This is a genomic window from Enterobacter cloacae complex sp. 2022EL-00788 (assembly GCF_026627565.1).
Lineage (GTDB): Bacteria > Pseudomonadota > Gammaproteobacteria > Enterobacterales > Enterobacteriaceae > Enterobacter > Enterobacter pasteurii.
In genome coordinates, this window is the sequence record NZ_JAPNMC010000003.1 from 104,595 (window position 1) to 128,201 (window position 23,607).

The 23,607-nt window shown below is 56.8% G+C and carries 21 protein-coding genes; 15 read left to right on the forward strand and 6 right to left on the reverse strand.

Annotated elements, in window-relative coordinates:
* Window positions 1-268 precede the first annotated feature (268 nt).
* A complete protein-coding gene (setB, locus tag OWK27_RS05310) occupies window positions 269-1,450 on the forward strand; it encodes a sugar efflux transporter SetB (protein ID WP_267589974.1) in 1,182 nt (393 codons plus the stop codon).
* Here setB and OWK27_RS05315 read toward each other — a convergent pair.
* A complete protein-coding gene (locus OWK27_RS05315; RefSeq protein WP_148420009.1) occupies window positions 1,447-1,701 on the reverse strand; it encodes a YkgJ family cysteine cluster protein in 255 nt (84 codons plus the stop codon). The genes setB and OWK27_RS05315 overlap by 4 nt on opposite strands.
* Before the next feature lie 164 nt (window positions 1,702-1,865).
* Between OWK27_RS05315 and yeiP the strand changes: the two genes are divergently transcribed.
* Entirely contained in the window at window positions 1,866-2,438 is a 573-nt protein-coding gene (gene yeiP / locus OWK27_RS05320; RefSeq protein WP_267589975.1) for an elongation factor P-like protein YeiP, read from the forward strand.
* An 81-nt stretch (window positions 2,439-2,519) separates the two neighbouring features.
* Here yeiP and uxuA read toward each other — a convergent pair whose 3' ends face one another.
* Window positions 2,520-3,710: a mannonate dehydratase gene (gene uxuA, locus OWK27_RS05325; RefSeq protein WP_148419863.1), complete on the reverse strand. Its 1,191-nt coding sequence runs from the start codon at window positions 3,708-3,710 to the stop codon at window positions 2,520-2,522.
* Between the two features lie 205 nt (window positions 3,711-3,915).
* Here uxuA and OWK27_RS05330 point away from each other — a divergent pair, with 205 nt between their 5' ends.
* The 9 genes from OWK27_RS05330 (at window position 3,916) to yejF (ending at window position 15,507) form a co-directional block, all read left to right on the forward strand.
* Window positions 3,916-5,382: a mannitol dehydrogenase family protein gene (locus OWK27_RS05330; protein ID WP_267589976.1), complete on the forward strand. Its 1,467-nt coding sequence runs from the start codon at window positions 3,916-3,918 to the stop codon at window positions 5,380-5,382.
* 123 nt (window positions 5,383-5,505) lie between these two features.
* Window positions 5,506-6,492 (forward strand): CobW family GTP-binding protein, encoded by a 987-nt coding sequence (locus OWK27_RS05335; RefSeq protein WP_267589977.1) that lies wholly within the window; start codon window positions 5,506-5,508, stop codon window positions 6,490-6,492.
* A 32-nt stretch (window positions 6,493-6,524) separates the two neighbouring features.
* A complete protein-coding gene (locus tag OWK27_RS05340; RefSeq protein ID WP_267589978.1) occupies window positions 6,525-7,238 on the forward strand; it encodes a phosphatase PAP2 family protein in 714 nt (237 codons plus the stop codon).
* A gap of 416 nt (window positions 7,239-7,654) precedes the next feature.
* Window positions 7,655-8,224: a bifunctional murein DD-endopeptidase/murein LD-carboxypeptidase gene (gene mepS, locus OWK27_RS05345; protein WP_267589979.1), complete on the forward strand. Its 570-nt coding sequence runs from the start codon at window positions 7,655-7,657 to the stop codon at window positions 8,222-8,224.
* Window positions 8,225-8,352: 128 nt separating this feature from the next.
* Window positions 8,353-9,906 (forward strand): cyclic di-GMP phosphodiesterase, encoded by a 1,554-nt coding sequence (locus OWK27_RS05350; protein WP_267589980.1) that lies wholly within the window; start codon window positions 8,353-8,355, stop codon window positions 9,904-9,906.
* Window positions 9,907-9,981: 75 nt separating this feature from the next.
* Window positions 9,982-11,787: an extracellular solute-binding protein gene (locus OWK27_RS05355; protein WP_176609873.1), complete on the forward strand. Its 1,806-nt coding sequence runs from the start codon at window positions 9,982-9,984 to the stop codon at window positions 11,785-11,787.
* Window positions 11,788-11,796: 9 nt separating this feature from the next.
* A complete protein-coding gene (locus tag OWK27_RS05360) occupies window positions 11,797-12,891 on the forward strand; it encodes a microcin C ABC transporter permease YejB (protein WP_148419870.1) in 1,095 nt (364 codons plus the stop codon).
* Window positions 12,891-13,916, forward strand: coding sequence for a microcin C ABC transporter permease (locus OWK27_RS05365; RefSeq protein ID WP_267589981.1), 1,026 nt, complete (start codon window positions 12,891-12,893; stop codon window positions 13,914-13,916). Before OWK27_RS05360 ends, OWK27_RS05365 begins: the two co-directional genes overlap by 1 nt.
* A 1-nt stretch (window position 13,917) precedes the next feature.
* Complete coding sequence (gene yejF / locus OWK27_RS05370) at window positions 13,918-15,507, forward strand: microcin C ABC transporter ATP-binding protein YejF (RefSeq protein WP_267589982.1); 1,590 nt, start codon at window positions 13,918-13,920, stop codon at window positions 15,505-15,507.
* A 3-nt stretch (window positions 15,508-15,510) separates the two neighbouring features.
* Here yejF and OWK27_RS05375 read toward each other — a convergent pair whose 3' ends face one another.
* The 3 genes from OWK27_RS05375 to rsuA all read right to left on the reverse strand — a co-directional run bounded on the left by OWK27_RS05375 (window position 15,511) and on the right by rsuA (window position 18,054).
* On the reverse strand, window positions 15,511-15,855 hold the full coding sequence (locus OWK27_RS05375; protein WP_148419873.1) for a YejG family protein: 345 nt from the start codon (window positions 15,853-15,855) through the stop codon (window positions 15,511-15,513).
* A 276-nt stretch (window positions 15,856-16,131) separates the two neighbouring features.
* On the reverse strand, window positions 16,132-17,331 hold the full coding sequence (locus OWK27_RS05380) for a Bcr/CflA family multidrug efflux MFS transporter (RefSeq protein WP_148419874.1): 1,200 nt from the start codon (window positions 17,329-17,331) through the stop codon (window positions 16,132-16,134).
* 15 nt (window positions 17,332-17,346) lie between these two features.
* Window positions 17,347-18,054, reverse strand: coding sequence for a 16S rRNA pseudouridine(516) synthase RsuA (gene rsuA / locus OWK27_RS05385; protein WP_176609871.1), 708 nt, complete (start codon window positions 18,052-18,054; stop codon window positions 17,347-17,349).
* Window positions 18,055-18,205: 151 nt separating this feature from the next.
* On the opposite strand from rsuA, the gene OWK27_RS05390 reads away from it, so the two are divergent.
* Together OWK27_RS05390 and rplY are read left to right on the forward strand one after the other, a co-directional pair.
* Window positions 18,206-19,966: a DEAD/DEAH box helicase gene (locus OWK27_RS05390; RefSeq protein ID WP_148419876.1), complete on the forward strand. Its 1,761-nt coding sequence runs from the start codon at window positions 18,206-18,208 to the stop codon at window positions 19,964-19,966.
* A 125-nt stretch (window positions 19,967-20,091) separates the two neighbouring features.
* Window positions 20,092-20,376: a 50S ribosomal protein L25 gene (rplY, locus tag OWK27_RS05395; protein WP_148419877.1), complete on the forward strand. Its 285-nt coding sequence runs from the start codon at window positions 20,092-20,094 to the stop codon at window positions 20,374-20,376.
* A gap of 51 nt (window positions 20,377-20,427) precedes the next feature.
* On the opposite strand, the gene yejK is transcribed toward rplY, so the two are convergent.
* Window positions 20,428-21,435 (reverse strand): nucleoid-associated protein YejK, encoded by a 1,008-nt coding sequence (gene yejK, locus OWK27_RS05400; protein ID WP_148419878.1) that lies wholly within the window; start codon window positions 21,433-21,435, stop codon window positions 20,428-20,430.
* Window positions 21,436-21,569: 134 nt separating this feature from the next.
* On the opposite strand from yejK, the gene OWK27_RS05405 reads away from it, so the two are divergent.
* Together OWK27_RS05405 and yejM are read left to right on the forward strand one after the other, a co-directional pair.
* Window positions 21,570-21,797: a YejL family protein gene (locus OWK27_RS05405; RefSeq protein WP_001135586.1), complete on the forward strand. Its 228-nt coding sequence runs from the start codon at window positions 21,570-21,572 to the stop codon at window positions 21,795-21,797.
* Between the two features lie 19 nt (window positions 21,798-21,816).
* Window positions 21,817-23,577: an LPS biosynthesis-modulating metalloenzyme YejM gene (gene yejM / locus OWK27_RS05410; RefSeq protein WP_176609870.1), complete on the forward strand. Its 1,761-nt coding sequence runs from the start codon at window positions 21,817-21,819 to the stop codon at window positions 23,575-23,577.
* Window positions 23,578-23,607 lie beyond the last annotated feature (30 nt).

Consider the following 23,607-nt stretch of genomic DNA (forward strand, 5'->3'; position numbering starts at 1 on the left):
GAAACGTTTCAAGAAGTCTTGTCTTTTCTTCAGAAGGTTGCAAGAAAAGTTACGTTTCGTGTATCAGAATTTAGAAGTGCAGCACATTTCTTCTTCACACCGTGACGTTTTGCTGATGTTCAGCAAACAGGTTCAGCACGCTTCAGCGCAGGCTCAATAAACTGAAATGGCATTTTGATTTTTTGTGGCAATCTTGACCTCACCCTCTGTTTATTTAATGACGGGCGGCGTAAACTCCGCGTCTCCCTGTCACTCGCAAATACTGACCATGCATAACACCCCCGCTGCCGCCTCACCAAAGCCCTTTGATTTGACGTCAACGGCGTTTTTGATAGTCGCTTTCCTCACCGGGATTGCCGGTGCGTTACAAACGCCTACCCTGAGCCTGTTTCTGACCAATGAAGTCCACGCGCGCCCGGCGATGGTCGGCTTCTTCTTTACCGGGAGCGCCATCATCGGCATTCTCGTCAGCCAGTTTCTTGCCGGGCGTTCAGACCGCAAAGGCGACCGCAAAAGCCTGATCGTGTTCTGCTGCCTGCTCGGGGTGTTTGCCTGCCTGCTGTTTGCCTGGAACCGTAACTATTTCATCCTGCTGTTTGTGGGCGTGTTCCTGAGCAGCTTTGGCTCCACCGCCAACCCGCAAATGTTCGCCCTTGCCCGCGAGCACGCCGACCGTACCGGGCGGGAAGCGGTGATGTTCAGCTCGATACTGCGCGCTCAGGTGTCGCTGGCGTGGGTGATTGGTCCCCCGCTCGCCTACGCGCTGGCAATGGGTTTTGGCTTTACGGTGATGTACCTCAGCGCGGCGGTAGCCTTCGTGGTGTGCGGCGCGATGGTCTGGTTCTTTCTGCCATCCATGCGTAAAGAGCCAAAAGTGGCAACCGGTACGCTGGAAGCACCGCGGCGTAACCGGCGCGACGCGCTGCTGTTATTCATTATCTGTACGCTGATGTGGGGAACGAACAGCCTGTATATCATTAATATGCCGCTGTTTATTATTGATGAGCTGCATCTGCCCGAGAAGCTGGCCGGGATCATGATGGGTACCGCCGCAGGGCTTGAGATCCCCACCATGCTGATTGCGGGCTATTACGCGAAGCGTTTCGGAAAGCGCTTTTTGATGCGCATTGCCGCCGCTGCCGGGCTGCTGTTTTATGTCGGCATGCTGACGGTCCATATGCCCGCTCTGCTTCTTGCTTTACAGCTGCTGAACGCCATTTATATCGGCATTCTGGCCGGTATCGGCATGCTCTACTTCCAGGATCTGATGCCGGGTCAGGCAGGCGCTGCCACCACCCTTTATACTAATACCACCCGCGTGGGCTGGATTATTGCAGGCTCGCTGGCGGGCATCGTGGCAGAAATCTGGAACTATCATACGGTGTTCTGGATTGCGCTGGTGATGTGCGTCCTGACGCTAGGCTGCCTGACGCGTATTAAGGACGTCTAAGGCGCGGTGAGCGCTTCCAGCTCAAGAAGATAGGTGATGGCCTGCTGCCGCGTACTGCCGCACATTTCGGCGGTTGGCTGTAGGCCGGAGCACACCTTCGGGCGCAGGGGCGAGCCAAAGATCATACACAGGTTGGAATCAGAGAGCTGAACGCAGCGGGTATTGGCAGGCTTGCCGTCCGGCATTCCTGGAATGGGGCTTGAGATGGACGGTGCGGTACAGCACGCGCCACAGTCGGAACGACAATCCATAAATGCTCTCTGCTGGTGGCAAACGCCCGTGCGGTCGGGCATTGCGCGCACAGTAACACCTTTTATGTATTGATAGCAAAACCCACGAATTCCGCTTGCCTGAAAGGCCGCGCGCGAGTAATTTGGCGCGATATTTTTTACCTCCCGTAAACAGGATTACTGCAATGCCAAGAGCGAACGAAATTAAGAAAGGTATGGTACTGAATTACAACGGCAAACTGCTGTTTGTGAAAGATATCGATATTCAGGCACCGAGCGCCCGTGGCGCAGCAACGCTGTACAAAATGCGCTTCGCCGACGTCCGTACCGGCCTGAAGGTGGAAGAACGCTTCAAAGGTGACGATATCGTGGATACCGTGACCCTGACCCGTCGCTACGTTGATTTCTCCTATATCGACGGCAACGAATACGTGTTCATGGATAAAGAAGACTACACCCCGTATATCTTCACCAAAGATCAGATTGAAGAAGAGCTGCTGTTCATTCCTGAAGGCGGGATGCCGGACATGCAGGTGCTGACCTGGGACGGCGTGCTGCTGGCGCTGGAGCTGCCGCAGACGGTCGATCTGGAAATCGTTGAAACGGCACCGGGCATCAAAGGCGCGTCTGCGAGCGCGCGTAACAAGCCGGCTACACTGACCACCGGCCTGGTCGTACAGGTGCCAGAATACCTGTCTGCTGGTGAGAAAATCCGCATCCATATCGAAGAAAAACGCTATATGGGTCGCGCTGACTGATACGCTTAGCGTATCTCACGAAAAACCGGCCCTGAGGCCGGTTTTTGTATTTTTGCTGGTCGGATAGTCCGACAACACCCTTTACAGCAGCTCTGGATATTTCGTCATTTTCAGCGCCAGCTCAATACCGCGCACTTCCGCCATGCCCTTCAGCCGGCCAATCGCCGAATACCCTGGGTTCGTTTTCTTACGCAGATCGTCCAGCATCTGGTGGCCGTGGTCCGGACGGAACGGGATAGGACGTAAATCCCCCGCCTTCTTCCGGCGCGCCTCTTCCGTCAGAATGGCGTCCACCACCGCAACCATGTTCACGTCACCGCCCAGGTGCGCGGCTTCGTGGAAGGTTTTTGGGTTCTCTTCACGGCAGGTTGCGCGCAGGTGCGTGAAGTGAATGCGATCGCCGAAGGTTTCAATCATCCGCACCAGATCGTTATCCGCACGCACGCCGTAAGAGCCCGTACACATGGTGAAGCCGTTGTAAATGCTATCCACCGTCTCTTTCAGCCACTGCATGTCTTCAATGGTCGACACGATACGCGGCAGGCCAAGGATGGGGCGCGGAGGATCGTCCGGGTGAACCGCCAGCCGCACGCCAGCCTCTTCAGCCACCGGCACGATAGCGCGCAGGAAGTGCGCCATGTTTTCGCGCAGCTGGTTTTTATCGATATCGCCATATTCCGCCAGGCGCGCGCGGAACCTGTCGAGGGTATACCCTTCTTCCGCCCCCGGCAGGCCAGCGATGATGTTGCGGACCAGCTTTTCTTTCTCCGCTTCGCTGGCGGCATTGAACCACGCCAGCGCCTGCTGCTGCTCATCGGCGGTGTAATCTGCTTCCGCACCCGGACGCTTCAGAATGTGCAACTCAAAAGCCGCAAAGGCAATCTGATCGAAGCGCAGGGCCTTTGAACCGTCCGCCATTTCATATTCCAGATCGGTACGCGTCCAGTCCAGAATCGGCATAAAGTTATAGCAGACGGTATCAATACCGCAGGCCGCCAGGTTACGAATGCTTTGCTGATAGTTCGCAATCCAGGTTTCACACTCGCCGGAATGCGTTTTGATATCTTCGTGAACCGGAATGCTTTCCACAACAGACCAGGTTAGCCCTTTCTCGGCCAGCTGTGCCTGACGCTTTTGAATTTCCTCAACCGGCCACACCTGGCCGTTCGGAATATGATGCAGCGCCGTGACCACACCCGTTGCGCCAGCCTGACGCACATCATCAAGAGAAACCGGATCGTTCGGCCCGTACCAACGCCAGGTTTGTTCCATTGCCCCACCCTCGCAAGTTGTTATACCAATATGAATGTCTTCGATGACGACTACCATACATGTTTACCGTCAGTGGTCAATACAGCAGGCGGCATTGATTGATCAAACTCACATAACGGGGATATTTACGGCTTACCAATTCAATTTGTTGTCATATAACTTTACACTGGCATTGTTAATTAATGGTTAATCAGGTGTGTACTTCATGAAGACTATTGCCTCCACCGCGCTTCCTGCCCACGTCCAGCAGCCCCGCTACGATCGCGCGCTACTGCGCTCCCGCATCGTCCATTTCGGCTTCGGCGCGTTCCATCGGGCGCATCAGGCGCTGTTAACAAACCGGGTACTTAACGCCAGAGGAGGCGACTGGGGTATTTGTGAGATTAGTCTTTTTAGCGGCGATGTCCTCATGAGCCAGCTTAGGGCGCAGGATCATCTGTTCACCGTGCTGGAGAAAGGCGCCGATGGCAACCAGCCCATCATCGTCGGGGCGGTAAATGAATGCCTGAATGCGAAACTCGACTCGCTGGCAGCCATTATCGAAAAGTTCTGCGAACCGCAGGTGGCGATTGTCTCGCTCACCATTACCGAAAAGGGGTATTGCATCGATCCGGCAACCGGCAGGCTGGACATGCAAAACGGCCGCATACTTCACGATCTGGAACACCCTTCCGAGCCGCATTCCGCGCCGGGGATCCTGGTCGAAGCGCTTCATCGCCGCCGCGAGCGGGGGCTGCCGGCGTTTACCGTGCTCTCCTGCGATAATATCCCCGACAACGGCCACGTTGTGAAAAACGCCGTACTCGGCATGGCCACGAAGCGGTCCGCAGAGCTGGCCGGCTGGATAGAGGCGCACGTGAGCTTCCCTGGTACCATGGTCGACAGAATTGTTCCCGCCGCCACCGACGCCTCGCTCGCGGAAATTACCCGGGAGCTGGGCGTTGACGATCCGTGTGCCATCAGCTGTGAGCCGTTCATTCAGTGGGTAGTGGAAGATAACTTTGTCGCCGGACGCCCGGAGTGGGAAGCCGCAGGCGTGCAGATGGTGCAGGACGTTCTGCCCTGGGAGCAGATGAAGCTGCGGATGCTGAACGGCAGCCACTCCTTCCTCGCTTATCTCGGCTACCTTGCCGGACACGCGCATATTAATGAATGTATGCAGGACGACAGCTTCCGCGAGGCCGCCCGCAGGCTGATGCTGAACGAGCAGGCGCCAACGCTGCGCATCACCGACGTCGATCTTACGGCGTATGCCGACAGCCTCATCGAGCGGTTTGCGAACCCGGCGCTACAGCACCGCACCTGGCAAATTGCAATGGACGGTAGCCAGAAGCTGCCGCAACGCCTGCTGGACGGGATCCGCGTGCATCTTGCGCGCCAGACCCCCTGGCCACTGCTGGCGCTGGGCGTCGCAGGCTGGATGCGCTACGTCAGCGGGACGGACGACCAGGGCAACGCCATTGACGTGCGCGATCCGCTGAGCGAAAAATTTAGGGCGATTGCTGAAGCCAGCAGCGACGCGGAGCGCGTTAACGCCCTGCTGACGCTAAAAGAAATTTTTGGCGACGACCTGCCGCAAAACCCTGTCTTTGTCGACGCGATAGACGGGGCGTACCGGCGCATCGCCCGCCTCGGCGCGCGCCAGGCCGTTATCGAAACGTTAAAAATTTAGCGATAATTGCGTTTATGGCGAACGGCATTGCGCTCCGTTCGCCCTCCCTCTTCTCAATGCCCGTTTTTTTCGTCAGGATGATAGATAGCTGTTAGTACATCACAATTATCTATCGGAGCGCACGTGACCAAAACCAACCTGATCACCGGTTTTCTCGGCAGCGGTAAAACTACGTCCATCCTGCATTTGCTGGCCAATAAAGATCCGTCGGAAAAATGGGCCGTGCTGGTAAACGAATTTGGCGAAGTCGGCATCGACGGCGCGCTGCTCGCCGACAGCGGCGCGATGGTAAAAGAGATCCCGGGCGGGTGTATGTGCTGCGTGAATGGTCTGCCGATGCAGGTCGGGCTTAATACGCTGCTGCGTCAGGGCAAACCGGACCGCCTGCTGATTGAACCTACCGGGCTGGGTCATCCGAAGCAAATTCTCGATTTACTGACCGCGCCGGTATACGAGCCCTGGCTTGAGCTCCGCGCGACGCTTTGCCTGCTCGATCCGCGCCAGCTGCTGGATGAAAAAGCGGTTAATAACGATAATTTCCGCGACCAGCTCGCCTCGGCAGATATTATCGTTGCGAATAAATCCGATCGCGCGACGGCCGAGAGTCAGGCCGCGTTCGAGGCCTGGTGGCGGCAGGCTGGCGGCGGACGTCAGTTTGTTCAGGCGACTCAGGGTAATATCGATGGCGCCCTGCTGGATCTCCCCCGCCTCAACCAGACGCCGCTGCCTGCCAGCGCGGCGCATTCCCATAGCCACGGCGTGAAGCACGGTCTGGCTGCGCTGAGCCTGCCAGAACATCAGCGCTGGCGTCGTAACCTGAACAGCGGCCAGGGGCATCAGGCGTGCGGGTGGATCTTCGACGCCGACACGGTTTTCGATACCATTGGCATACTGGAGTGGGCGAGGCTGGCCCCGGTTGAACGGGTTAAGGGGATCATGCGCACCCCGGATGGGCTGGTTCGCATTAACCGTCAGGGCGAGGATTTCTTCATTGAAACGCAGAATGTTGCGCCACCCGACAGCCGAATAGAGTTAATAAGTGCGGTTAACGCCGACTGGAACGCTCTTCAGTCCACCCTGTTGAAGCTTCGTTTAAGTTTGGGCGGCTAACGTTTCCCCTGGTTTATTGCGTGCTGAAGACTATGACGACTCGACTTCCTGCTATTTTATTGCTTAATGCTGCCGGCCTGGCGATCTTTTTCTCCTGGTATATCCCGGTGGATCACGGCTTCTGGTTCCCGCTGGATTCTGGTCTTTTCCACTTCTTTAACCAGGCGCTGGCGAAGAGTCAGGCGTTCCTGTGGCTGGTCGCGATCACCAACAACCGCGCCTTTGACGGCTTTTCGCTGCTGGCAATGGGCTGCCTGATGCTCTCCTTCTGGCTAAAAGAGGACAGCGCGGGTCGTCGACGCATTCTGATTATCGGGCTGGTGATGCTGCTGTCCGCGGTCATCATCAACCAGCTGGCGCAGCACCTGATGCCGGTTAAACGCGCCAGCCCGTCGCTCACCTTCCCGAATATTAACCGCGTCAGCGAGCTGCTGCACATTCCGACAAAAGACGCCTCTAAGGATAGCTTCCCGGGCGACCACGGTATGATGCTGCTGATTTTCGCCGGCTTTATGCTGCGCTATTTCGGTAAAAAAGCCTTCGCGGTAGCTCTGGCGATCGTGGTGATATTTGCATTCCCGAGGGTGATGATTGGCGCTCACTGGCTGACCGATATCGCGGTGGGTTCGCTTACGGCGGTGCTGATTGGTTTACCATGGGTTCTGATGACCCCCCTCAGCGATCGCTTAATAAGGTTGTTTGATCGTTATCTTCCCGGTAAATTTAAACAAACCGAAAACAAATAAATAACCAAAATTAACATCATTCATCAGGGATTGTTTTCGATCCCTGATTTATTTCTTTCCCGTCGCGCGCCACGCTGTCATCATCCCGTCATACCGTTCATGATAAAAATGAAGCAATTGCAGGGTTTACGGGCATCGTCGACGGTATTTTGAGCAATTGCGCGCTGTAACGTTGTGTATCACAATTTCTTATAAAAAATCAGACTTTTTTGCTCGCAATGCCCCTTGCAATCGGTTAACCTCGAACTCGTTTTGCCCCACGGAGATAATTATTTTCGTGGTGAATAATTTTGTGCGTTGCGCCACAGTTTTCACCATAAAGAATTGTCTCATTGTGAACAGATAATTAGTCTCGTCACGGTTGGCATTTTTATAACGATTTTTTTCGTTAAGGACTTCAAGGGAAAATAAACAAAATGGTCAAATCTCAACCAATCTTGAGATATATCATGCGGGGGATCCCGGCGATTGCAGTAGCGGTTCTGCTTTCGGCATGTAGTACAACCAATACCGCCAGGAATATGCATCCTGAGACGCGTGTTGTGGGAATGGAAGATTCCTCTTCACTGCAAGCCTCTCAGGATGAATTTGAAAATATGGTACGTAATCTGGACGTGAAGTCCCGCATTATGGACCAGTATGCTGACTGGAAGGGCGTGCGCTATCGCCTGGGCGGCAGCACCAAGAAAGGTATTGACTGTTCCGCATTCGTGCAGCGTACGTTCCGCGAGCAGTTTGGGTTAGATCTTCCGCGTTCTACTTATGAACAGCAGGAGATGGGCAAGTCCATTTCGCGCACTAAACTGCGCACCGGGGATTTAGTCCTGTTCAGAGCGGGTTCAACTGGTCGACACGTTGGCATCTATATCGGTAACGATCAGTTTGTCCATGCCTCCACCAGCAGTGGTGTGACGATTTCCAGCATGAACGAGCCTTACTGGAAGAAGCGCTACAACGAAGCGCGCCGCGTTCTGAGCCGCAGTTAATCTTGCTGTCGTATCGTTGGTTATCCCTTGGCCGGCGATACGATAAAAAAAAGCACTGCTTCGGCAGTGTTTTTTTTTGCCCGTTACACTGATAGTTATTCAGCGGCATTTCAGGAATCACGACATCTATGTTTACCCGCTACTTCTCCAGCAACCGCAGGATACTGTTTCTCAGTTTTCTGACGGGGTTATTTACCGCCCTGCTTCTGGGTGCGTTACAGTTTTACTGGAGCTATCACAAGCGAGAAGTCAGGTACGATACCCTCATTACGGATTTAAGCGTCTACATGGAGAGCTTTTTCGACGAGCTCAAAACCTCCATTGATACGCTCCAACCGCTCACGCTGAACAGCTGTGACGAAGTCAGCGCGGCGCTGACCTCGCGCGCGGCCTTCAGCCTTAACGTGCGCGCCTTTTTGCTGGTCAGGGATAAACAGGCCTTCTGCTCCTCGGCAACAGGTCCGATGAATACCCCGATGGAAACGCTTATCCCTCAGCTACATATCAGCAAACCTGTTGATATCGCGCTTCTGCCGGGCACGCCCATGCTCCCGGATAAGCCCGCGATCGCCATCTGGTATCGTAATCCGCTGGTGAAAGACGGAGGCGTATTTACCTCCGTGAACATCAACCTGACGCCTTACCTTCTCTATACGTCACGTCAGGATGAATTTGCCGGAATATCGATCGTTATTGGCGATGCCGCGTTATCCACCCAGTCCGGAATGCTGGTTCAGGCGCGGGATTTGCCCGACGTCCCTGCCCGCACCGCCACGCTGAAAAATATTCCTCTGACCGTTAACGTCTACGCGCAAGAGTGGACGACCGATGAACTGCTCTACGCCGTGTTTTTCGGCCTGGTCTGCGGCATCGCGGCAGGTCTGCTGAACTTCTATATTCTCACTATTCGACTTAATCCCGGAAAAGAGATCCTCACGGCCATCAAGCGCGACCAGTTCTACGTTGTCTATCAGCCGGTCGTGGATGCGCAGTCGCTCAGGATGACCGGGCTGGAAGTCCTGATGCGCTGGAAGCACCCGGTGATGGGGGAAATCCCACCGGACGCGTTTATCAATTTTGCCGAAGCGCAGAAGCTGATTGTTCCGCTGACGCTGCATCTTTTTGACCTTATCGTGCGCGATGCCCCCGTTCTGCAAACCCTGCTTCCCCCCGGCGCCAAGTTTGGGATAAACATCGCGCCCGGTCATCTGCATTCGGAAAGCTTTAAAGAGGATATGCGCGCGTTTGCCGCCGCCCTTCCCCCCGATCACTTCCAGATTGTGCTGGAAATAACCGAGCGCGACATGATCAACCACCGCGAGGCTAACCAGCTGTTCGAATGGCTGCACGATGAAGGATTTGAAATCGCCATCGACGATTTTGGCACCGGCCACAGCGCGCTCATCTATTTAGAACGCTTCACGATGGATTACCTGAAAATTGACCGCGGTTTCGTGAACGCCATTGGGACAGAAACCGTGACCTCGCCAGTGCTTGATGCGGTGCTGACGCTGGCGGGACGCCTGAATATGTTAACCGTCGCAGAGGGCGTCGAAACGCCGGAGCAGGCGGCGTGGCTGCGCGAGCACGGCGTGAACTATCTCCAGGGCTACTGGATCGGCCGCCCGATGCCGCTGGAGCAGTTTAAGACGTGGCAGCCCAGCGTTACGCTCGGGGAATAATTTCACAATCGCGGCGCAGTCACTTATTATTCTGTTCAACCGAGCCTGCCTGTGAACAAAGGGATCCGCCGCACTATGATTATGCGCGTTGTACTGATGCTGTTGGCGCTGGTGAGCCTGCCTGGCCAGGCGCAGACCATCAAAGAAAGCACGGCCTTTGCCGTCATAGGCGAGCCGAAATACGCGGTTAACTTTACCCACTACGATTACGTGAACCCCGCCGCGCCCAAAGGCGGGAGCGTGACGCTTTCCGCCACGGGCACGTTTGATAACTTTAACCGCTTTGCCCTGCGCGGCGTGGCGGCAGCCCGAACCGAATCGCTTTACGACACGCTGTTCGTCACCTCCGACGACGAGCCCGGCAGCTATTATCCGCTGGTTGCCGAGAACGTGCGTTACGCCGACGATTTTAGCTGGGCAGAAATCGCCCTTAACCCGCGGGCGCGGTTTCACGACGGCACCCCGGTTAGCGCCCGCGACGTGGCGTTCACCTTTCATAAATTTATGACCGAGGGCGTTCCCCAGTTTCGTCTGGTGTACAAAGGCACCACGGTAAAGGCCATCGCTCCGCTGACCGTACGAATCGAGCTGAGCGAACCGAACAAAGAGAATATGCTGAGCCTGTTCTCACTGCCCGTGATGCCCGAGTCATTCTGGAAGCACCACAAGCTGAGCGATCCTCTCTCGACCCCGCCGTTAGCCGGCGGGCCGTATCGCATCACCGACTGGCGGATGGGCCAGTATGTGATCTATTCCCGCGTGAAGGACTACTGGGCTGCCGGGCTGCCGGTAAACCGCGGCCGCTGGAACTTCGATACCCTCCGCTACGACTACTATCTTGACGACAACGTGGCCTTTGAGGCGTTTAAGGCAGGCGCGTTTGATCTGCGTGTGGAGAACAGCGCCAAAAACTGGGCCACTCGCTATATCGGCAAAAACTTCGACAGAGGCTATATCGTTAAGGACGAACATAAAAACGAATCCGCGCAGGACACGCGCTGGCTGGCGTTTAATATTCAGCGCCCGGTCTTTCACGATCGTCGGGTGCGCGAAGCGATTACCCTGGCGTTTGATTTTGAATGGATGAACAAGGCGCTGTTTTACGGGGCCTACAGCCGGGCTAACAGCTATTTCCAGAATACCGAGTACGCCGCCCGGGATTACCCCCACGCGGATGAGCTGGTTTTGCTGGCCCCGCTAAAAGCGGAACTGCCGCCGGAAGTATTTACCCGCGTATTTGAGCCCCCTACCTCTGACGGCAACGGGTTCGACCGCGAAAACCTGCTGAAAGCCAGCAGCCTGCTGGATGAGGCGGGCTGGGTGCTGAAAAATCAGAAGCGGGTCAATGCCCAAACCGGTAAACCGCTGAGCTTCGAACTGCTGATTGCCTCCGGGGCAAACGATCAGTGGGTGCTCCCCTTTAAGAAGAACCTTGCCCGGCTTGGGGTAACGATGAATATTCGCCAGGTCGATATGGCCCAGCTCACCAACCGCAAGCGCAGCCGCGATTACGACATGATGCAAAGCCTGTGGGCCGCGCAGCCGTGGCCGAGCTCAGATCTGCAAATCTCCTGGGCATCAGGCTATATCGACTCCTCCTATAACGCCCCGGGCGTCAAAAGCCCGGTGGTCGATGCCCTGATTGCGAAAATCGTGGCCGCTCAGGGCGACAAAGAAAAACTGCTGCCGCTCGGGCGCGCGCTCGACAGGGTGTTAACCTGGAACTATTACATGCTGCCAATGTGGTATATGGGTGAAGATCGCGTGGCGCGCTGGGACAAATTCTCCCTGCCTGCCGTGCGTCCCGTTTACACCCTGGGCTTTGATACCTGGTGGTATGACGTGAATAAAGCCGCAAAACTGCCCGCAGAGCGGCGTTAAGGAATTACGATGGGCGCTTATCTTATCCGCCGTCTGCTGCTGGTTATCCCGACGCTGTGGGCCATCATCACCATCAACTTTTTCATCGTCCAGATTGCTCCGGGCGGCCCGGTCGACCAGGCGATTGCGGCAATAGAATTTGGCCACGCCGGCGGCATGCCGGGCGGCGGCGGTGAAGGGATGGGCGCCAGCCATGCCCGCACCGGCGTGGGGAATATCAGTGAAAGCCACTACCGGGGCGGCCGGGGGCTGGATCCGGAGGTGATCGCCGAGATCACCCATCGTTATGGTTTCGACAAGCCGCTTCACGAGCGTTATTTCAGCATGCTCTGGGATTACGTTCGCTTTGATTTCGGCGACAGCCTGTTTCGCAGCGCCTCGGTGTTAACCCTGATCAAGCAAAGCCTGCCGGTTTCCATCACGCTCGGGCTGTGGGGAACGCTGATTATTTACCTGGTCTCCATTCCGCTGGGGATCCGTAAAGCAGTCCACAACGGCAGCCGTTTTGATATCTGGAGCAGCACGTTCATCATCATCGGCTACGCCATCCCGGCGTTTCTGTTCGCCGTGCTGCTGATTGTCTTTTTCGCCGGCGGCAGCTACTTCGACCTCTTCCCGCTGCGCGGGCTGGTGTCAGCTGATTTCGACACCCTGCCGTGGTATCAGAAAATCACCGATTACTTCTGGCACATCACGCTGCCGGTGCTTGCGACGGTGATCGGCGGCTTTGCGGCGCTTACGATGCTGACTAAAAACGCCTTTCTCGATGAGATCCGCAAACAGTACGTCGTCACCGCGCGCGCCAAGGGCGTTGGCGAAAAGCAGATCATGTGGAAGCACGTTTTTCGTAACGCCATGCTGCTGGTCATTGCCGGTTTTCCCGCCACGTTCATCAGCATGTTTTTTACCGGCTCGCTGCTGATAGAGGTCATGTTCTCCCTGAACGGATTAGGGCTGCTGGGCTATGAGGCCACCGTCTCCCGTGATTATCCGGTCATGTTCGGCACGCTCTACATTTTCACCCTGATCGGCCTGCTGCTGAATATCATCAGCGATATCAGCTATACGCTGGTCGATCCCCGTATCGACTTTGAGGGCCGCTGATGTCGCGTTTAAGCCCCGTCAACCAGGCCCGCTGGGCCCGCTTTCGCCACAACCGTCGCGGTTACTGGTCGCTGTGGATCTTCGCCGTACTGTTCGTTTTAAGTATGTGTTCGGAGCTGATTGCCAACGATAAGCCCCTGCTGGTGCATTTCAAAGACCGCTGGTACGTGCCGGTGCTTGCCAGCTACACCGAAAGCGATTTTGGCGGCCCGTTTGCGACGCCGGCCGAGTATCAGGATCCGTGGCTGCGCGAGCAGATAGCGCAGCACGGCTGGGCGCTCTGGGCTCCCATTCGGTTTGGCGCGAACAGCATTAACTTTGCCACATCCACCCCCTTCCCTTCTCCGCCGTCATCGCAAAACTGGCTGGGAACGGACGCGAACGGCGGCGATGTGCTGGCGCGCATTCTCTACGGCACCCGCATCTCGCTCCTGTTTGGGCTGATGCTGACGCTCTTTTCAAGCGCGATGGGCGTCGTGGCCGGCGCCGTACAGGGCTACTACGGCGGGAAAATCGATTTGTGGGGGCAGCGCGTGATTGAGGTCTGGTCCGGCATGCCGACGCTGTTTCTGATTATCCTGCTGTCGAGCGTGGTGCAGCCTGGCTTCTGGTGGCTGCTCGGGATCACCGTCCTGTTCGGCTGGATGGCGCTGGTCGGCGTCGTGCGCGCGGAGTTTCTGCGCACGCGCAACTACGACTATATCCGCGCCGCGCAGGCGTTAGGCGTGAGCGACCGCGCAATCATCTTCCGCCATATGCTCCCCAATGCGGTGGTGGCGACCCTCACCTTCCTGCCGTTTATACTGTGCAGCTCCATCACCACCCTGACATCGCTTGATTTCCTCGGATTCGGTTTACCCCTGGGTTCGCCATCCCTTGGCGAGCTGCTGCTGCAGGGCAAAAACAACCTCCAGGCTCCCTGGCTGGGCATCACCGCCTTTCTTTCCGTGGCGGTGCTGCTTTCCCTGCTGATTTTTATTGGCGAAGCCGTCCGCGATGCCTTCGACCCCAACAAGGCGGTATGACATGACCCGGCCCCTTCTGAGTATTGAAAATCTGTCGATTGCGTTTTCAAAACAGGGCGAGTCGCGCACCGTAGTGACGGATTTATCGCTACAGATCCAGCGCGGCGAGACGCTGGCGCTGGTGGGGGAATCCGGCTCCGGTAAGAGCGTCTCGGCGCTGTCGGTGCTGCGCCTGCTGCCTTCCCCGCCGGTCAGCTACCCGCAGGGGGATATCCTGTTCCATGGACAATCGCTGCTGAACGCCGACGAGCGCACCCTGCGCGGCATCCGTGGCAACAGGATAGCCATGATTTTCCAGGAGCCGATGGTGTCGCTCAACCCGCTGCATACGCTGGAAAAACAGCTCTGGGAAGTGCTGTCGCTCCACCGGGGAATGCGCAAAGAAGCGGCCCGGGGCGAGATCCTCGACTGCCTTGAACGTACCGGCATTCGCAATGCGGCGAAACGGCTGAACGATTTCCCGCACCAGCTTTCCGGCGGCGAGCGCCAGCGCGTGATGATTGCAATGGCCCTGCTGACGCGTCCCGAGTTGCTGATTGCCGATGAACCGACCACCGCGCTGGACGTTACGGTGCAGGCGCAAATTCTCCAGCTGCTGCGCGAACTGCGCGACGAGCTGAACATGAGCCTGCTGTTTATCACGCACAACCTGAGCATCGTGAGAAAGCTCGCTGACGCGGTAGCCGTAATGCAAAACGGCCGCTGCGTGGAGCAGAATACGGCATCTGCCTTGCTGAGCGCGCCTCAGCACCCGTATACGCAGCGCCTGCTCGATAGCGAACCCTCCGGCGACCCGGTTCCTCTGGACGCCGGCAGCGCGCCGTTGCTGAAGGTTGAGGATCTGGCGGTGTCGTTCCCGATCCGCAAAGGCATTTTCCGCCGCGTGGTCGCCTGCAACCCCGTGGTGAAAAACATGAGCTTCTCGCTGCGTCCGGGCGAGTCGCTGGGTCTGGTGGGTGAATCCGGCTCCGGAAAAAGCACCACCGGCCTGGCGCTGCTGCGCTTAATCGCTTCCCGGGGCAGCATTGTTTTTGACGGCGTGCCGCTGCAAAACCTGAATCGCCGCGCGCTGCTGTCCGTTCGCCCGCGGATGCAGGTCGTATTTCAGGATCCCAACTCGTCGCTTAACCCACGGCTCAGCGTATTGCAGATTGTTGAAGAGGGCCTGCGCGTTCACCAGCCCGCGCTGACGGCGCGGCAGCGTGAAAACGAGGTGAAACGGGTGATGGCGGAAGTGGGCTTAGATCCCGAAACCCGGCACCGCTACCCGGCCGAGTTTTCCGGCGGGCAGCGCCAGCGCATTGCGATTGCCCGCGCGCTGATCCTGAAACCGGCGCTGATCGTGCTGGACGAACCCACGTCATCGCTGGACCGCACCGTGCAGGCGCAGATCCTGGCGCTTCTGAAGGGGTTACAGGAAAAACATCGGCTGGCCTATATCTTTATCAGCCACGATTTACAGGTGGTGCGCGCGCTTTGCCATCAGGTGATTGTGTTACGACAGGGAGAGGTCGTTGAGCAGGGTGAGTGCCAGCGCGTATTCACTGCGCCGACGCAGGATTACACGCGCCAGCTATTGTCCGCTGACTAGCACTCAGAAGGGATAGTGGCCGGAGAACGGCTCGGCGATCGCTACGCCGAAGTTTTTCAGGCGACAGGTCGCGGCAAATTCGTCCTGGCTGTTGACGAACAGGCACGGCTCCCCTTCGCATTCCAGCACGGAGCTGTCCACTTCGATGTCCGTCAGCGCCTGGCTGAGACGCTCCATTACCGGCCACGCGTTTTCATCGCTCGGGCTGAGCAGCTTGAGCGCCACCAGGCAATTATCTCCCCCTGCAACGCTTTGCGGAATCGGTTCAACTTTCGAACCTGCAAAACCCGCTGACCAGCGATAGCTCTGGGGCAAGCGATGGACAATGGAGAGTTGTAATGTATTCACGTTCATTTCCCCGGAAGCAAATTTACTTCACAATTTATTTACATTTATAGTAACACATCATCGCCAGCCTGCACTATTTAGCAGATTTTATAAGCGTTACAGGCTCACGTCGGCGCTATATGTACCCGTTTCTGCGATCTAACTCAACCTTTTTAAATACAATGGTGTGACTTTTTACATAAATAGATTTTACATAAAAGAAACAAACACAGGGTAAACGAACGAAGGGTTGGTTGATATGGGTCAACAAAAAGGCCCGTACCGGGCCTTAACTGTTTATTTATGCGCCGTCTTACGCGGCCGGCTGGCATAAAGATAGAAGAGAATGGAGCTGGTGGCGCAGAACGCTATCGCCCACAGCATCGGCCAGGCGGTATTAAAGGTCGCCATTGAAAGCAGCGCGCCGACAATCGCGCCGATACCGAAGCGGAATGTCCCCGCCAGCGACGAAGCGGTGCCCGCCATATGGGGAAATTCGTCGAGGATCACCGCCATCGCGTTAGAAGAGACCATCGACACGCATCCCACAAACGCCGCCACGCCCACTACCAGCGCCCAGAAGCCAACGCCCAGCAGTGCGCTCACCACCAGCCAGATGGCCATCACGAACTGGATCCACAGCCCGGCGCGGAACATATTCAGCGCCCCTACCCGCCGGACAAAGCGGCTGTTGATGATGGTCATCACAAACAGGAAGACGATATTCAGCGCGAAGTAGTAGCCAAAGTGCTGGGGTGAAACGTGGTTGAGTTCAATATAGACAAACGGCCCCGCGCTCAGGAACGAGAACATCCCGGCAAAGCTGAAGCCGCTGGCCAGCATGTAGCTCAGGACGCGCTTATGGCGAAACAGCGAGGCAAAGTTTCCAAGCGTGGTACGGACGTGGAACTTCTGACGGCGCTCGACGGGCAGCGTTTCATCAATAAAGACGAAGATCATCACCGATGCCAGCAGCGCGGCAATCGCCAGGATCCAGAAAATCGCATGCCAGCTAAACCACACCAGCACCGCCCCGCCCACCATGGGGGCAACCAGCGGCGCAACTGTCGTGACCAGCATGACGAACGACATCATGCGCGAGAACTCTTCCTTCGGATAGACGTCGCGCATCAGCGCGTTTATCACCACGCTTGCCGCAGCCGCCGCCAGGCCATGGAAGAAACGCATCACGATCAGCTGATCGATACTCTGCGCCAGCGCGCAGGCCACCGCCGCCGCGGCAAAGATCAGCGTCCCGCCGAGGATAACGGGTTTACGCCCCAGGCTATCTGCCATGGGGCCATAAAAAAGCTGACCGAGCGCGAAACCGAGAATGTAGGTGCTGAGCGTCATCTGCGCGCTGCCTGCCGGAACGCCAAACTGCGCGGAAATCACCGGCAGCGCGGGCAGGTACATATCAATAGACAGCGGCATCAGCATGGCCAGCAGGCCAAGGATAAACACGATTTTAAACGACGAGTGTGGCCTGGTGGTCACAGGGTTCTCCTGAATTTAGCGTGATGGCAGCCCGACGCTGGCGATCTCTTCTTCCGTCAGCGGGCGATATTCACCTGGCGCCAGTTCCGGATCGAGTTCAATCGCGCCGATACGTTCACGGTGCAGACCCACAACGTGGTTGCCCACGGCGGCAAACATACGCTTCACCTGGTGATAGCGGCCTTCACTGATGGTCAGGCGCACGTCGGTTGGGGTGATGATTTCAAGCACCGCCGGCCTGGTCAGATCTTTTTCATTATGCAGCTGAACGCCTTTCGCGAATTGCTCTGCCGTGTCGTCCGAGACCGGCGACTCAAGCGTCACCCGATACGTTTTTTCACAGTGATGGCGCGGGGAGGTAATACGGTGCGACCACTGACCGTCATCGGTCATCAGCACCAGGCCGGTGGTATCAATATCCAGTCGCCCTGCCGCATGCAGCTTGTGCGCCACAGGTTCATCAAGGAAGTAGAGCACCGTCGGGTGATCCGGATCGTCCGTTGAGCACACGTAACCTTCCGGTTTGTTGAGCATAAAATAGCGCGGGCCGTTCTGCTGGGTCAGCGGGTTGCCGTCATACTCCACCTGGTGGTCAGGCTGGAGTTTAAAAGCGCTGTCTCTCACAATGTCGCCGTCCACGGTTACGCGGCTGGCGCGAATTTCACGCCCGGCAATAGCGCGGCTTACGCCGAGTTGCTGAGCGATAAACTTATCAAGTCGCATGAAATCTTTTTAGCCTTAATGGTGCTGGAAGTCGGACTACGCGTCCGAAAAAGAAGCAGTCAGAAACGGTTCAGTATAATGGTCTGGTTGCGCCACTCAAGGGAAAAAGTTTCGTGGCATACTATATGCGAGTTAACTGAATAGAGATGTCATGACTTTTACACTACGCCCCTATCAGCAGGAAGCCGTTGACGCCACCCTCGCCTGGTTTCGCAGGCACCGGGAACCTGCCGCCATCGTGCTCCCGACCGGAGCCGGGAAAAGCCTGGTCATCGCCGAACTGGCGCGTCTGGCGCGCGGGCGCGTGCTGGTGCTGGCGCACGTCAAAGAGCTGGTGGCGCAGAATCACGCCAAATATTGCGCGCTCGGCCTGGAGGCCGATATCTTTGCCGCCGGGCTGAAGCGCAAGGAGAGCCACGGCAAGGTGGTGTTTGGCAGCGTGCAGTCGGTGGCCCGCAACCTGGATCTGTTCCGCAGCGAGTTTTCCCTGCTGATTGTCGACGAGTGTCACCGCATCAGCGATGACGACGACAGCCAGTATCAGCAAATCCTCACGCACCTGAAAGAGGTGAATCCTCACTTACGTCTGCTTGGCCTGACCGCCACGCCGTTTCGGCTGGGCAAGGGCTGGATTTATCAGTTTCATTATCACGGCATGGTTCGCGGGGATGAGAAGGCCCTGTTCCGCGACTGCATCTATGAGCTTCCGCTGCGCTACATGATCAAGCACGGCTACCTGACGCCGCCGGAGCGTCTGGATATGCCGGTGGTGCAGTACGACTTCAGCCGCCTGCAGGCGCAGAGTAACGGGCTGTTCAGCGAAGCGGACCTTAATCACGAACTGAAAAAGCAGAAGCGGATCACGCCGCATATCGTCAGCCAGATTGAAGAGTTCGCCCAAACGCGAAAAGGGGTGATGATTTTTGCTGCCACCGTCGAACACGCGCGCGAAATCACGGGGCTGCTGCCCGTAAGCGACGCGGCGTTGATTACCGGTGAAACTCCCGGCCCGGAACGCGACAGCCTGATTGAGGCCTTCAAAGCCCAGCGGTTCCGCTATCTGGTGAATGTCTCCGTATTAACCACCGGGTTTGACGCCCCGCACGTCGACCTGATTGCGATTCTGCGCCCGACCGAATCCGTCAGCCTGTATCAGCAGATTGTCGGGCGCGGGCTGCGCCTGGCCCCGGGCAAAACCGACTGTCTGATCCTCGATTACGCCGGTAATCCGCACGATCTTTACTCCCCTGAAGTGGGCACGCCAAAAGGAAAAAGCGACAACGTGCCGGTACAGGTATTTTGTCCGGCCTGCGGGTTTGCCAACACCTTCTGGGGGAAAACCACCGCCGACGGTACGCTGATTGAACACTTTGGCCGCCGCTGCCAGGGCTGGTTTGAAGACGATGAGGGCCATCGCGAACAGTGTGACTTCCGCTTTCGCTTTAAAAACTGTCCGCAGTGCAACGCCGAGAACGATATCGCCGCCCGCCGCTGCCGCGAGTGCGACACGGTTCTGGTAGACCCGGACGACATGCTGAAAGCGGCGCTGAAGCTGAAAGATGCGCTGGTGCTGCGCTGTTCCGGCATGGCGCTGCAGCCCGGCGCGGATGAAAAAGGCGAGTGGCTAAAGATTACCTATTACGACGAGGACGGGGCGGACGTGAGCGAGCGCTTCAGGGTTCAGACGCCCGCCCAGCGGACCGCTTTCGAGCAGCTCTTTATCCGCCCCCATACCCGCACGCCCGGCGTGCCGCTGCGCTGGATAACCGTTGCCGACATCGTGCATCAGCAGGCGCTGCTGCGCCATCCTGATTTTGTTGTCGCCCGCAAAAAAGGCCAGTTCTGGCAGGTACGTGAGAAGGTCTTTGACTATGAAGGACGGTTCCGCCGGGCAAATGAATTGCGCGGTTAACGGGACTTTTCGTTGATGCGCGCGCCATTTGAGTATAAAATGCCGCCCGCTTCACATCCGTGAGGCAGAACACTCACCTGCTGCTGGGTCGCCTGTAGTAGGGTTTTAAATACAGAGAGAAATCAATGTTCACTATCGAAGCAGAAGTACGTAACGTGCAGGGTAAGGGTGCGAGCCGCCGCCTGCGTAACGCTAACAAGTTCCCGGCTATCGTTTACGGTGGCGAAGCTGCTCCAGTTGCTATCGAACTGGATCACGACAAAGTATGGAACATGCAGAACAAAGCTGAATTCTACAGCGAAGTTCTGACCATCGTTGTTGGCGGTAAAGAAGAAAAAGTGAAGGTTCAGGCTGTTCAGCGTCACGCGTTCAAGCCAAAACTGACTCACATCGACTTCGTTCGCGCGTAATCGCAAACCTGTCGAGAAAAACCCCGCTTCTGCGGGGTTTTTTTATGGCTGTTACTTACCGCCAGAGGTGCGACGCTGAAGCTGATCGCGCAGGTTCGGCGGCGTGCCTTTAATGGTCAGCGTGTCGGTAGCCGGATCCCAGAAGATACGTTCCCCGAGAAGCATCGCATCAAAGTTGATAGTTAACCCCCCGCCGCTGCCGGCAAATTTGGTCAGCTGACGCAGCGTGCTGCGATCCGCCGGGAAGCTCTCCTCCAGCTCGTAGCCTTTTTCCGCGGTGAACTCCTGGAAGCTGACCTCGCTAACGCCCGCCAGCTCTTTGGACAGCGACTCCAGCTCAATCTCTTCACCCGCCTGCAGCTGCTCGTTGCAGTAGCTGTAAACCTGCTGGCGCACGTTCTGCCGCTCGGCTTTATCCAGCTGCGCCTCGGCCGTAAAGTCATCCACCGCCTGTAGCAGACCTTTGTTCTGCACTTTAGCGTTCAGGCCTTCGCTGGCGCCGAGGAAGTCCATGAAGAAATCCGCCACTTTGCGCCCTACGCGGCCCTTCAGGAAGGTCAGATAGCGGGTTGACTCCGGGTTGGTTTCCCATTCGGTCAAATCGATACGCGCCACGATATCCGCATGGTTGATGTCCAGATAGTGCGTTGAGCTGATGTCCAGCTGCTCGTTCACGCGCATGCTGCTCAGATTATTCAGCACGCTAACCAGCAGATACTCTACCGCCAGATAGCGATAGTGGCAGAACAGGACGATACCGCCATCGGCGAACGGATATTTCGCCAGTTCGTCACGCAGACGGCCAGTCGCAGCGCGGCTGAATGCCAGGAAATCCTCTTCACCCTGACGCTGCAGGCGCAGGCTATCCGCCAGTTCGCTCTCCTCGCTGAACAAGCCATAGGCTTTATTTTTCGCGCTGTAGACGCGATGCAACTCCGCCATCATCTCGACAACGGTAGGCGTTGGTTCCAGTAACGAATCGCGTAGCACCACTTCAAGGGTTTGCTCATCACGCTTGATAAGCTGGTGCAGGGCAATCTGGTTGATTTCCAGACTCATGATAAACTCTCCTTTTAGACCGGGCGGTATTCAACCACCACCAACGCATGTGTGCAACAGAAGATAAAAAAGGGGAAAAAAAGCTGTTGCTACGGTAATATGTCGCCCTTCTCTCAACAAACTGATTTTGATTTATGCCACAACATTCCCGCTACAGTGACGAACACGTTGAACAACTGCTCAGTGAGCTGGTCAACGTACTGGAAAAACATAAAACGCCAACCGATCTCTCCCTGATGGTTTTGGGAAATATGGTTACCAACCTTATCAATACCAGCGTTGCTCCGGCTCAGCGTCAGGCGATCGCCAAATCTTTCGCCCAGGCCTTGCAGTCCTCCGTTAGCGACGACCAGGCACACTAAGGGAAACGAACAACAGTTTATGGTGACGAATCGTCAGCGCTACCGTGAAAAAGTCTCCCAGATGGTCAGCTGGGGGCACTGGTTTGCCCTGTTCAACATTTTGTTGGCGATGGTGCTCGGCTGCCGTTATCTGTTTGTGGCAGACTGGCCAACCACGTTAACCGGGCGTATCTACTCCTGGATGAGCCTGGTTGGACACTTTAGCTTCCTGGTTTTCGCCACCTATCTGCTGATCCTGTTTCCGCTGACGTTTATCGTCATGTCGCAGCGGCTGATGCGCTTCCTGTCCGCTATTCTTGCGACGGCGGGCATGACGCTGTTGCTTATCGACAGTGAAGTCTTCACCCGGTTCCACCTGCACCTGAACCCGATCGTCTGGGAACTGGTGATTAACCCGGACCAGAACGAAACCGCGCGCGACTGGCAGCTGATGTTTATCAGCGTGCCCATTATCCTGCTGATCGAGATGTTGTTCGCCACGTGGAGCTGGCAAAAGCTTCGCAGTCTGACCCGGCGCCGCCATTACGCGAAGCCCGTCGCGGCGCTCTTTTTCGCCTCTTTTATCGGTTCGCACCTGATGTATATCTGGGCAGATGCGAACTTCTACCGCCCGATTACCATGCAGCGCGCTAACCTGCCGCTCTCCTATCCGATGACGGCGCGTCGTTTTCTTGAAAAACACGGCCTGCTGGATGCGCAGGAGTATCAGCGTCGTCTGGTCGAACAGGGTAATCCGGAAGCGGTCAGCGTGCAGTATCCCCTGAGCGATCTGAGATACCGCGACATGGGCCGTGGTCAGAACGTGCTGCTGATTACCGTCGATGGCCTGAACTATTCCCGCTATGAGAAGCAGATGCCCGCGCTGGCGGAGTTTGCCGGGAACAACATCACGTTCACTCAGCACATGAGTTCCGGTAACTCGACCGACGCGGGTATTTTCGGCCTGTTCTATGGCATCTCACCGAGCTACATGGACGGCGTGCTGTCGGCCCGTATTCCGGCGGCGCTGATCACCGGCCTTAACCAGCAGGGCTACCAGCTGGGGCTGTTTGCCTCCGATGGGTTCAACAGCTCGCTCTACCGCCAGGCGCTGCTGTCTGACTTCTCCCTGCCAGCCGCGCAGAGCCAGTCTGACACTCAGACCGCCGATCAGTGGATTAACTGGCTCAAGCGCTATGCGCAGGAAGATAACCGCTGGTTCTCCTGGGTTGCGTTTAACGGCACAACGCTTGATGACAGCAATCAGAAAGGCTTCGCGCGCCGCTATAGCCGTGCCGCGGGTGACGTCGATGCGCAGATTAGCCGCGTGCTGACCGCCCTGCGCGATGCGGGCAAACTGGACAATACGGTGGTCATTATCACGGCGGGTCACGGCGTGCCGCTGGGTGATGAGGCGAAGAGCATGGAATGGTCGCGTCCGAACCTGCACGTGCCGCTGGTGATCCACTGGCCGGGAACGCCTGCGCAGCGCATTACCATGCTGACCGACCATAAAGACGTTATGACGACGTTAATGCAGCGTCTTCTGCACGTCAGCACACCGGCAAATGAATACTCGCAGGGGCAGGATCTCTTTAGCGCCACGCGGCGCCATAACTGGGTCACGGCTGCGGGTGGAAACACGCTGGTAGTGACAACTCCATCGTTGTCCCTGGTGCTGAACAGTAACGGAAATTACCAGACGTACAGTCCCGAAGGTGAGAAGCTGAAAGACCAGAAGCCGCAGCTCAGCCTGCTGCTGCAGGTGCTGACGGACGAGAAGCGCTTCATCGCTAACTGATTATTTATGAATCAGTTAGCGCGGCTTCCC

Bases quoted from the DNA above. Each gene is read 5' to 3' on its own strand.
- OWK27_RS05360 (WP_148419870.1), top strand. From the start codon at position 11,797: ATGGGCGCTTATCTTATCCGCCGTCTGCTGCTGGTTATCCCGACGCTG.
- rplY (WP_148419877.1), top strand. From the start codon at position 20,092: ATGTTCACTATCGAAGCAGAAGTACGTAACGTGCAGGGTAAGGGTGCG.
- rsuA (WP_176609871.1), bottom strand. From the start codon at position 18,054: ATGCGACTTGATAAGTTTATCGCTCAGCAACTCGGCGTAAGCCGCGCT.
- OWK27_RS05390 (WP_148419876.1), top strand. From the start codon at position 18,206: ATGACTTTTACACTACGCCCCTATCAGCAGGAAGCCGTTGACGCCACC.
- OWK27_RS05340 (WP_267589978.1), top strand. From the start codon at position 6,525: ATGACGACTCGACTTCCTGCTATTTTATTGCTTAATGCTGCCGGCCTG.
- setB (WP_267589974.1), top strand. From the start codon at position 269: ATGCATAACACCCCCGCTGCCGCCTCACCAAAGCCCTTTGATTTGACG.
- uxuA (WP_148419863.1), bottom strand. From the start codon at position 3,710: ATGGAACAAACCTGGCGTTGGTACGGGCCGAACGATCCGGTTTCTCTT.
- OWK27_RS05405 (WP_001135586.1), top strand. From the start codon at position 21,570: ATGCCACAACATTCCCGCTACAGTGACGAACACGTTGAACAACTGCTC.
- OWK27_RS05355 (WP_176609873.1), top strand. From the start codon at position 9,982: ATGATTATGCGCGTTGTACTGATGCTGTTGGCGCTGGTGAGCCTGCCT.
- OWK27_RS05350 (WP_267589980.1), top strand. From the start codon at position 8,353: ATGTTTACCCGCTACTTCTCCAGCAACCGCAGGATACTGTTTCTCAGT.
- mepS (WP_267589979.1), top strand. From the start codon at position 7,655: ATGGTCAAATCTCAACCAATCTTGAGATATATCATGCGGGGGATCCCG.
- yejM (WP_176609870.1), top strand. From the start codon at position 21,817: ATGGTGACGAATCGTCAGCGCTACCGTGAAAAAGTCTCCCAGATGGTC.
- OWK27_RS05365 (WP_267589981.1), top strand. From the start codon at position 12,891: ATGTCGCGTTTAAGCCCCGTCAACCAGGCCCGCTGGGCCCGCTTTCGC.
- OWK27_RS05330 (WP_267589976.1), top strand. From the start codon at position 3,916: ATGAAGACTATTGCCTCCACCGCGCTTCCTGCCCACGTCCAGCAGCCC.
- yejK (WP_148419878.1), bottom strand. From the start codon at position 21,435: ATGAGTCTGGAAATCAACCAGATTGCCCTGCACCAGCTTATCAAGCGT.
- yeiP (WP_267589975.1), top strand. From the start codon at position 1,866: ATGCCAAGAGCGAACGAAATTAAGAAAGGTATGGTACTGAATTACAAC.
- OWK27_RS05315 (WP_148420009.1), bottom strand. From the start codon at position 1,701: ATGGATTGTCGTTCCGACTGTGGCGCGTGCTGTACCGCACCGTCCATC.
- yejF (WP_267589982.1), top strand. From the start codon at position 13,918: ATGACCCGGCCCCTTCTGAGTATTGAAAATCTGTCGATTGCGTTTTCA.